Genomic DNA, 9,807 nt, shown 5'->3' on the forward strand with positions numbered 1-9,807 from the left:
GTGTTGGCGACCGTAGCAGAAGCGTGCTCCGCTGCGGTGAAGCGGCCTCTAAGCCGAGGAAGTGAGTCGGTCAACAACCAATTTTAAAAATTTTGCCAGCAAGGGGCGTAGCCGGACAAAACAGCGCTTCAAGGGCATATTTCAGCTTTTGCTTGAAGCCCGGCGTCGATGCCGATAGCCACGCGCCCACAGGGAATTATGCCTCAATGGCCAGGAAAACGTCGGGTTGCGTGCTAGAATAGCGAATGCCGTCTGCGCGTTCGCGGTCCTCTCTTTGTCGACAAACGGGGCCATCGCCCGGGACGTAGTGCTGAACGTTCCAACGCTCCCGCTTTCCCGCGCCGTCGCGGCTTTGGGCCAGCAAGCCGGCGTTGAAATCCTGCTCAATGCACCGGGTAGTGAAGCACGACGTACACATGCGGTGCAGGGGCGCATAGCTGCGGACAAAGCATTGCGGCGAATGACACGCGGTATGGGCCTGTCCGTTCGAGCCGTTGCTCCCGGGGTATATTTGATCGTGAGAACGCCGCCTGCCGGAAGGCTCGGTCGCGCCCAGCCGCCAGCGCCGGTCGCAGAGCCGCCTGAAATTCTGGTCTCTGCCCGTCGCCGTCCTGAACTGGAGCGCGATGTGCCACTGGTAGTGACCCATCTCGACAATTCGATGCTGGAGCATGGAGCCGCGCGCACGCTCGTCGATGTCGCTCGCATGACTCCGGGGTTCGTCGCCACCGGCCAGACCAGCAGCGCCACGCCGCTCCTGGTGATGCGCGGCCAAAGGCGATCGATCAGCGACGAGAACCGTTTGCCGCTGGTCGTCTATCAGGACGAAGTGCCCCTGCCCAATCAGGCGGCACTCTCACCGTTGTTCGACATCGCCTCGGTCGAAGTGCTGCGAGGGGCACAAGGAACGCTGTTCGGTCGCAATGCCACCAGCGGCGCGGTGCTGCTCCGTTCAGTGCAGCCAGGCGACGGCGTCGCTTCCTATATTGAAGGAGAAATCGGCAACTACGGACTGCATCGGCTCGAAGCCGCGATCGAACTGCCTGCGGCCGGTCCCTTCTCGCTGCGGGTATCAGGCCAGCAGGTAAGACGCGAAGGTTACACGCATCTGCTGGGTGGCGGCCATGCGGACGACGTCCATAGCGATGCGATGCGTGCGGTGCTGCGCTTCGATCCGGACGGGCCACTGCGTTCCACGATCAGTTTCGACATGCTCGATGCGGAGGAACAAGGCGCAGCGCTGATCCTTGCGGGCGTCTATCCAGGGGGAAGCGTGCGCGATGCTCAGAATGCGCCCTACTTCGATTGCGGCACCAGCGCCTGTGACATCGATGCCTATTTCGAAACCCAGAAGGCACTGGGCCGCCACACTTCTCAATCGGGCCTTGCACCTTCCTTTCGGCGACGGTTTCGCGGCATCGGAAACGTCACGGAATATGGCGATGAAAGCCTGCTTTTGCGCAACATCGTCGGGCTCAGGACGACCGACCTCCATTATGCACTTGACGGAGACGGAACACCTCTGCCGATCAACGATTCAGTCACCGACGCCCGGTTGCGGCAGTGGAGCGAGGAACTGCAGGTGCAGGGCAAGAACGGCAGCCTGCGTTACATCGGCGGCCTGTTCTACCTCGACAGCGCGCCGGACGGCCCCGTCGTACAGACGCTGTCGCGACTGACACGGCCGGACAATCCGCCCTCGCACATCGCCAGTTACCAGACCTTCCGCAGCGCCGCGATCTTCGGCCAGGTCACCGCTTCGCTTACCACCGACCTGACCGCCGATCTAGGCCTGCGCTATACCGGCGAATGGATCCGCGGCTGCGCCTTGCGATCTGCCGCGGCAAAGCCGATGTCCGAACGGGAATGCCTCGGCGAGGGCGGAACAAAAGCGCGGGCGCGATCGCGACGGCTCACCTGGACGCTGGCACTGACCCGCAGGCTGGGAGGCGGCAGCCTTTATGCCACCAGCCGCCGTGCGTTTCGTTCCGGTGGCTACAACACCCCCGCTCTCGCCGGTTCGCTCGCCGCGTTCCAGACTTTCCGGCCGGAAACGCTGACCGATTTCGAAGCCGGGGCCAAGGGGCGCTGGAATTTTGCAGGAGTCAGCGGCTCCTATACGGTCGCGGCTTATGTCGGTTTCTACGACGAGGTGCAGCGCGCGCTGTTCCCCGACGTCGATTTCGACGGCGATGGCGACCCGTCCACCGATCCCATCACCCTCTACATCAACAGTGCCAAGGCCCGCGTCGCCGGCGCGGACGGCGATGTCTCGCTGAACGTGGGAGCCCGCACCCGGCTCACCTTCAGCGCCTCCTGGATCGACGCCCGGTATACCCGGATAAATGCTCCCGCCGCGCTGACCGCGCTATTGGGTGCGGATCCTTTGCATAATCGCTTCACGTATACGCCGACATTCAGTGCATCAATCTTCGCATCGCACGAGTTCCCGCTGCCGGCGAGGCTTGGCGCTCTCTCTTTCGGGGCCGACTATGCATGGGTGAGCAGCATGCGGCTGACAGAACGGCCGACCGAACCGTTCGCCCGCCAGTCCGCCTATGGCCTCCTCGGCGCCTCGGTGACATGGCGCCGTCCGGGCGGGTTACCGGTGGACCTTGAATTATGGGGGCGCAACCTGACTGACCGATTCTACGCGAGCGGTGGCGGAACGCTGAACCCCGCTTATACGGCGGCGACGATCATCCCCGGCCCGCCCCGCACCCTCGGCCTGCGGCTGCGCTACAATTTCGAATAAGTAGCGCCTGTCCGGGTGGGACCGTCACGGCTCGACGAGTTCCGCGCACGTGATGCTCTCGTTTTCCACGCGGGCGATGCCTGCCAACTCGAGGCTCTGCAGGAACCCTCGCGTCACACCGATGCGGAACGTGCCGCTGATGGGTCGACGGGCAAGCGCCGAGCTCGCAATAATGATTTCCTGCGGGCTGTAGCGGTTGATCTCGGCCACGGCCTGTTCAAGCGGCACCCGATCGAAGCTCAATACACCCGTGCGCCAGGAAAGCTGGCGCTCCGCTTCGACTGGCGCGGTATGGTAGGCACCGTCCTTCCAGACAAGCTGCTCTCCGGGGTGCAGTTCGGTGGTCTGCGGCTTGCCGCCATCCAAGGCCGGCATGTCGACACGGACCCTGCCCTCGGCAAGGGTCACCGTCACGCGGCCACCAATATCGCGCACCGCGAAGGCCGTTCCCAGCGCGGTCACCCGCACGCCGTTTGCAGAAACGACGAAAGGCTTGCGCGGGTTTTTGGCGACTTCGAAGAAAGCCTCGCCGCTACGGAGCACGGTGCTGCGGACCGCCTCGCTTTCCGAGACAGTGAGCGCGGTCGCCGTATTCGCGGTGATCGCCGAACCATCCGTCATGCGGAACGTGCTTTGCTGGCCCACCCCGGTCGAGATTACATGACTGTCCGCGTCGGCTAGAACAGCGGGTGCAGTACCGTCGCCGCCGCGGTAGTGCTGAAAGGCAAGACCGCCTACCACCGCCATCGCCGCCAGGCCAGCCGCCATCGCCGGGCGCGCCCAGGCGCGGCGGTCGCGGCGGTTGGCGAGCGTCCGTTCGCGGATTTCGAGGATGCGGGCATCGGCGCGCATCGCTCCGGTGCCGTCCCAGGCTCGCTCCACTCGCGCCCAGGCGATGCGATGCGCCTCGTCGCGGGCGTGCCAGCTTTCGAAATCCTCGTAGTCCTGCGGCGTCGCCTTGGGTGAATGGAAAATGCTGAAATAGGCAGCGGCGGTCGCCTCGGGCGAGTCGATCTTCTCCAGCGCCCGGCCATCGAAGGGGCGGCTATCGAACGGGCGATTGTCGGCGGATTTGCTCACGGCAGATCCCTCGCCGCCAGAAAGCGGATCGCCTTCATGATATTGCGCCCGACCGCACTGGTCGAGATGCCAAGGTGCCGCCCGATCGCGTCGTAGGACATTTCCTCGAAGCGGTGGAGCACGAAGACGTCGCGCGTCAGTTCGGGCATTTCCTCCAGCGCATTGGCCAGCCGATCGACGTCCTCGCGGCCGCGCAGCACGCGCTCGGGGGTGAGGTCGTCCACCGGGTGCAGCGCTTCGGTGAGTTCGTGATGGGCGCCGCGATGGCGCACCGTATCGCGGCGCGCACGGTCGGTCAGGACACTCGCAGCGACCTGAAAAAGGTAGCCCTCGACATTGGCGATCGGGTCCGCCTGCCCGCGTACGTGCATGCGGACCAGCACGTCCTGCACGAGATCGTCGACATCCACCGGGTTCGCCCGCTTGGCGATATAACGGCGCAGGGCGGGCACGTGCACCGACAGGTCGGTCACCTGCTGACGGCCCTGCACATGCTTTTCCTGCGGTGTCCTGCGCAACGAGAAAATCGGATCAGCCCTTCTGTCCAATGCCCGGCCTCCATAGCCGCGCAGGCTACGGAAGGTCATCCGATATATTTTTTCACGGGCAGCGAATGATCCGCGCGCCTTTGCGTCTTGCGCATATCGGCCTGCGATCAGGGACAGGCCGGACAACCATGGGGTAACACACCAATGACCTGTCGCAGCCTTTCGGCTCTTCTTCTCGCGTCCACCGTTCTCGCCATCGCCGCGCCCGCGCAGGCCCAGTCCGACACGGCAGCCCAGTCGCTCGACCAGCCGGGCGGCGACATCGTCGTCACCGCGCGCCGCCGCGAGGAAAGCGCCCAGACCGTCCCCGTCTCGGTCACCGCGTTCAACTCCGAGATGCTGCGCGAGAAGGCCGTCGTCTCCACGCAGGACCTGACCTACACGACGCCGGGCCTCAACGTCGCGCCGCAGACCTCGCGCGATACGCCCTCGATCGTGATCCGCGGCCAGCGCCGCGCGACGGCAGGCGCGGCCGCCCCTTCGGTCGTCACCTACTTCGCCGACGTGCCGCTGCCCAACGAAGGCAGCATCGTGCCGACCTTCGATATCGGCTCGATCCAGGTCCTGAAGGGTCCGCAAGGCACTCTCTTCGGCCGCAACACCACCGGCGGCGCGCTGCTGCTCTACCCCGTCGCGCCCGACTATGATTTCGCCGGTTACGGACAGGTCACGCTCGGCTCGTACAACGAGACGACCTTCGAGGGCGCCGTCAACGTGCCGATCGTCGCAGACCGCGTGGCCCTGCGCGTCGCGGGCCAGATCGCCCGCCGCGACGGCTACACCAAGAACCACGGCAACGGCGGCGATCTCGACGACCGCCACAACGACGCCTTCCGCGCCTCGCTGTTGCTGGAGCCGGTCGATGGCCTCAAGAACACCACCGTGTTCGACTGGTATCGCGCGCGTGAAAACGGCACCGGCACCGTGCTGGGCGGCGTCTACCCGAACCCGGCCGTCAGCGGCGGCGGTACCGCGCGCACGGCAGCGAACCGTCCCTACTTCGACTGCGGCGTGGCGGGCTGCGACATCGACATCGCGCTGGCCGAGCAGCAGGCTGCGGGCGTGCGCGACGTCAGCACGAGCATCAATCCCTATTCGAACCGCACCTTCTGGGGCGTGGCCAACACCTCCGAACTGGAAGTCGGCAAGGTCACCTTCAAGAACATTTTCGGCTACCGCCGGAGCAAGGTCGCGGCCGCCCGTGACATGGACGGCACCTACCTCGCGCTTTACGACGGTGTTTCCAACACCGACGTCGAGCAGGTCTCAAACGAGTTCCAGATCCTCGGCTCGCTGCTGAACGACCGCCTCGACTGGATCGTCGGCGCCTTCTACCTCAAGAGCGACCCGACCGGCGTGAACGGCAGCGTCACCTACTCGGCGGTGATCCCGGGCAAGACTTTCACCTACAACGAGAACTACAATTCCTCGACCAGCAAGGCGCTGTTCGGGCAGGTCGGCTATGCCTTCGGCGGCTTCGCGGAAGGGCTGCGCTTCAACGGCGGCTTCCGTTACACCTGGGACAAGTCGAGCGGCTGCTCGGTCGCGGCGCTCGACACGGCCGAGCGCATCGGGCCTGACGCCTGCGCCACGCAGGGCGGCAAGACCGGTTCGGAAAGCTCCAAGGCCCCGACCTGGACCGTCGGTTTCGACTACAAGGTCAACGACGACCTGTTCCTCTACGTCACCAACCGTCGCGGCTACCGCTCGGCAGGCTACAACCAGAGCGGCATGTCCTCGTACTTCGACGGCTTCGAAACGTTCCAACCCGAGAAGGTCACCGACTACGAGGCCGGTATCAAAAGCAGCTGGGAAATCGGCGGCGTCAAGGGCCGCTTCAACATCGCGGCCTACACCAGCAAGTACAACAACATCCAGCGCTCGATCTTCCCCGGCGCGGACTTCGACGGCGACGGCAATTCGGCCAACGATCCGAGCAGCCTGATCATCAATGCCGCCAAGGCGACGATCAAGGGCACCGAGTTCGACTTCTCGGTCACCCCGGTCGGCGGCTTCACCCTGTCGGGCTTCGGCGCCTACACCGATGCCAAGTACGACGAGTACGACGCACCCGCAGCCTTCGTCCCGCTGCTTGGCACCAACCCGGTGAACAACAAGTTCTCCTACACGCCCAAGTGGACCATCGGCGGCGGTGCCCGTTACGCGACGTATCTGGGCAACTTCGCCGAGATGGTGTTCAACGCCAACTGGTTCCACAGCGCGAAGGTCTGGTACGTCGAGCGCCCGCTGGACACCAACGGCATCCAGAAGGCCTACGACACCGTCAACCTCAAGCTGGACTTCAACAACATCGAGGATCGCGGCATCGACCTCGGCTTCTTCGTGCGTAACCTGTTCGACGTGACGTATGCTGCCGCAGGCGGCGTCGTCACGCCGTCGGTGACTTCGACCACGCTCGTCTACAACGAGCCGCGCGTGTTCGGTGCCCAGCTGCGCATGTCGTTCGGCAAGCGCTGATCCCCTACCCGCCCGCGCGGATCATCCCGATCCGCGCGGGCACTCTTTCGATACGACCCTTCGATGAGGATGTAGCCCGATGAAATCCCGTCTTCGTACCGCTCTGCTCTCCCTTTCCGCGCTCGCTTCTACTCCTGTGATGGCCGAGCCCTTGGCCGATGCCGACCGCACCGCGATCCTCGCCGAAGTCGATCGCGGCGCCCCCGCGATGGCGCGTAATGCGCTGCAGATCTGGTCCTGGGCCGAAGTCGGCTTCCAGGAGACCAAAAGCTCGGGGCTGCTCCAGAAGGATCTCAAGGCAGCAGGCTTCAAGGTGACCGCCGGTGTCGCCGGAATGCCCACCGCCTTCGTCGCCAGCTTCAAGACCGGAGACGGCCCGGTCATCGGCATCCTCGCCGAATATGATGCCCTTCCCGGCCTCGCCCAGGCGGCCGAGCCTGAGCGCCACGTCATCGACGGCATCGCCGGTCATGCCTGCGGTCATAACCTGTTCGGCGCCGCCTCGGTCGCGGCGGCGATCGCCACCAAGAACTGGATGGTCGCCCATGGCATCAAGGGCGAACTGCGCGTCTACGGCGCGCCCGCCGAAGAGGGCGGATCGGGCAAGGTCTTCCTCGTCCGCTCCGGCCTGACCAAGGACGTGTCCGCCATGCTGCACTGGCACGCGGGCGACGGCTACAGCGCCATGCAGGGCCACGCCCTCGCGAACGTCAGCGCCAAGTTCCGCTTCCACGGCCTCGCCTCGCACGCCGCCGCCGCACCCGAGCGCGGCCGCTCCGCGCTCGACGGCGTCGAGGCGATGGACAACATGGTCAACATGATGCGCGAGCACGTGCCGCAGGAAACGCGCATCCACTACGTCATCACCGATGGCGGCAAGGCACCCAACGTCGTGCCCGACACCGCCGAGGTCTACTATTACGTGCGCCATCCCGACCAGCAGCAGGTCGCCGACATCATGGAGCGCGTGAAGAAGGCCGCCGAAGGCGCCGCGCTCGGCACCGGCACCACGGTGGAGTACGACCAGATCGGCGGCACGTTCGACCTCTTGCCCAACGATACGCTGGGCCGGGTCATGTACGACAACCTCAAGCAGGTTCCCCTGCCCGCCTACACCGCACAGGAGCAGGCGTTCATCGACAAGATCGAGACCACCCTGCCCAAGGGCGGCCGCAAGCGCACCGCCGGGATCGAGCCCTATTCCAGCGGCGAGATCATGTCCGCCTCCACCGACGTCGGCGACGTCAGCTACACCACGCCCACGGCAGGCATGTCGGCGGGCACCTGGGTACCCGGCACGCCGCCGCACAGCTGGCAGGCAGTCGCCGCCAGCGGCAACAGCGTCGGCACCAAGGGCGCCGAAGTGGCCGCCAAGACCCTCGCCCTGACCGCCGCGCAACTGTTCCAGAGCCCGGACACGCTGGCCGCCGCGAAGAAGGAACTGGACGAACGGCGCGGCCCGGACTTCGTCTACCGCTCGCTGCTCGGCGACAAGGCGCCCTCGCTCGACTATCGCAAGGCGCCTGTCTCAAAGAATTGACTGGACCCATCCTGACCCCGGTTCCGCGCAAGTGCGCGGAACCGGGTCTTTTTTCTAATTATGACATTTCAATGACTGTTAATGACAGTCAAGCAACTGTCCTTATTAGATTTTCTTAGGAAATTCGCGTTAACCTCTCGCTCAATGGCACGGGAATGGGGAATTCCCGGCACAATTCGGGTGCGAGATGTTCAACGTTAATTCGAAGTTCGGGCGCATGTTTGCATCGCTTGAGACACGGCTGGTGGGCGCGCTCACGCTGATCGTGGCGCTTACAGTGCTGCTGCAGGTGGTTACCCAGCGCGAAGCCTACGCCCTGCGCGAACAGAGCGATGCCCTGATCCAGACCTCCGCCATCGCCGAAAACGCCGACCAGTTCGCCGACGCGGTCGCCAAGCTGCGCATGGCCACCAACCGTGGCCTGATGGTCAGCGAGACCGGCGGCAGCAGCGACGAACTGACCGATCAGGCCATCGGCATCGGCGACCAGCTCGGCCGCCTGCGCAATAGCGGCATGGTGTTCTACGACGCGCCGCAAGCGGACAATCCCTTCGCCGACCTCGACCGGCACGTCGCCGAAATCCTCGAAGTCCAGAAGCACGGCGCTACGCGCTCGCTTGCCCGCCGGATCGAGGCGCGCAACGTCGCGATGGGCGAATTCGCAGACGGCATCGTCGAGCGCGCCCATGCCCAGCGCCGCAGCGCGCAGCAGCAGCTCGTCGCCTCGGTCGGGCGCTGGCAGCTGCTGGTGCTGGCGACCGGGCTGGTGACGATCCTTGTCGTGCTGCTCGCTCTGTTCGACATTTCGCGCAACATCCTGCCCGCGATCCGCCGCATGCACGGCAACGTCCAGCGCCTCGCCGATGGCGACCTCGACATCGAGATCGGCACCTTCCGGCTCAAGGAACTGCAGGCCCTGTCGCACCCGCTCGAAACCTTCCGCCAGAACGCCCGCGCGGTGAAGAACCTCGCCTTCAGCGACCCCGCCACCGGGATGCCCAACCGCCGCGCTTTCCTCGAAACCTTCGGCAAGCTGCTGGCGACCGGCAGTGAGCGGCGCTTCGCCTGCATGGTCATCGATATCGACCGCTTCAAGCACGTCAACGACGACTATGGCCATGCCGCCGGTGACGACCTCGTGAGCCTGATCGGCGAGCGGGTGAAGGACCACCTCGGCAGCAAGAGCGTCGTTGCACGCATCGGCGGCGACGAGTTCGCCGTGTCCATGCCGCTGGCCGAAGGCGAGCAGGGCCTCGCCCTTGCCTCGGGCGTCGTCGATGCGGTCCGCGCGCCTTTCAGCCTTGGCGGCTATGCTGTCGCGGTCACGTGCTCGATGGGTGTGGTAGACCTTATACCAAGACTCTCTGATCATGACCCATGCGCCCACTGGCGCAAGCCGATGGACA

The 9,807-nt window shown here is 65.1% G+C and carries 6 protein-coding genes; 4 read left to right on the forward strand and 2 right to left on the reverse strand.

The annotated features are described in order from the left end of the window. Positions 1–517 precede the first annotated feature (517 nt). Positions 518–2,755, forward strand: coding sequence for a TonB-dependent receptor (locus ACODRZ_RS25920; RefSeq protein WP_488973085.1), 2,238 nt, complete (start codon positions 518–520; stop codon positions 2,753–2,755). Between the two features lie 24 nt (positions 2,756–2,779). Here the strand turns inward: ACODRZ_RS25920 and ACODRZ_RS25925 are convergent, their stop codons facing one another. Together ACODRZ_RS25925 and ACODRZ_RS25930 are read right to left on the reverse strand one after the other, a co-directional pair. Next, a complete protein-coding gene (locus ACODRZ_RS25925; RefSeq protein WP_488973084.1) occupies positions 2,780–3,835 on the reverse strand; it encodes a FecR family protein in 1,056 nt (351 codons plus the stop codon). Then, positions 3,832–4,326 (reverse strand): RNA polymerase sigma factor, encoded by a 495-nt coding sequence (locus ACODRZ_RS25930; protein WP_036526503.1) that lies wholly within the window; start codon positions 4,324–4,326, stop codon positions 3,832–3,834. Before ACODRZ_RS25930 ends, ACODRZ_RS25925 begins: the two co-directional genes overlap by 4 nt. Positions 4,327–4,527: 201 nt before the next feature. Here ACODRZ_RS25930 and ACODRZ_RS25935 point away from each other — a divergent pair, with 201 nt between their 5' ends. The 3 genes from ACODRZ_RS25935 to ACODRZ_RS25945 all read left to right on the forward strand — a co-directional run. Next, the gene (locus tag ACODRZ_RS25935) at positions 4,528–6,861 is read left to right on the forward strand and encodes a TonB-dependent receptor (protein ID WP_488973083.1); all 2,334 of its coding nucleotides are present in this window, start codon (positions 4,528–4,530) and stop codon (positions 6,859–6,861) included. Positions 6,862–6,940: 79 nt separating this feature from the next. Beyond that, complete coding sequence (locus ACODRZ_RS25940; RefSeq protein ID WP_488973082.1) at positions 6,941–8,401, forward strand: amidohydrolase; 1,461 nt, start codon at positions 6,941–6,943, stop codon at positions 8,399–8,401. Between the two features lie 217 nt (positions 8,402–8,618). Further along, the coding region (locus ACODRZ_RS25945; RefSeq protein WP_488973081.1) for a diguanylate cyclase domain-containing protein at positions 8,619–9,807 on the forward strand (1,189 nt) is incomplete at its 3' end.

The organism is Novosphingobium sp. FG90 (genome assembly GCF_057808725.1).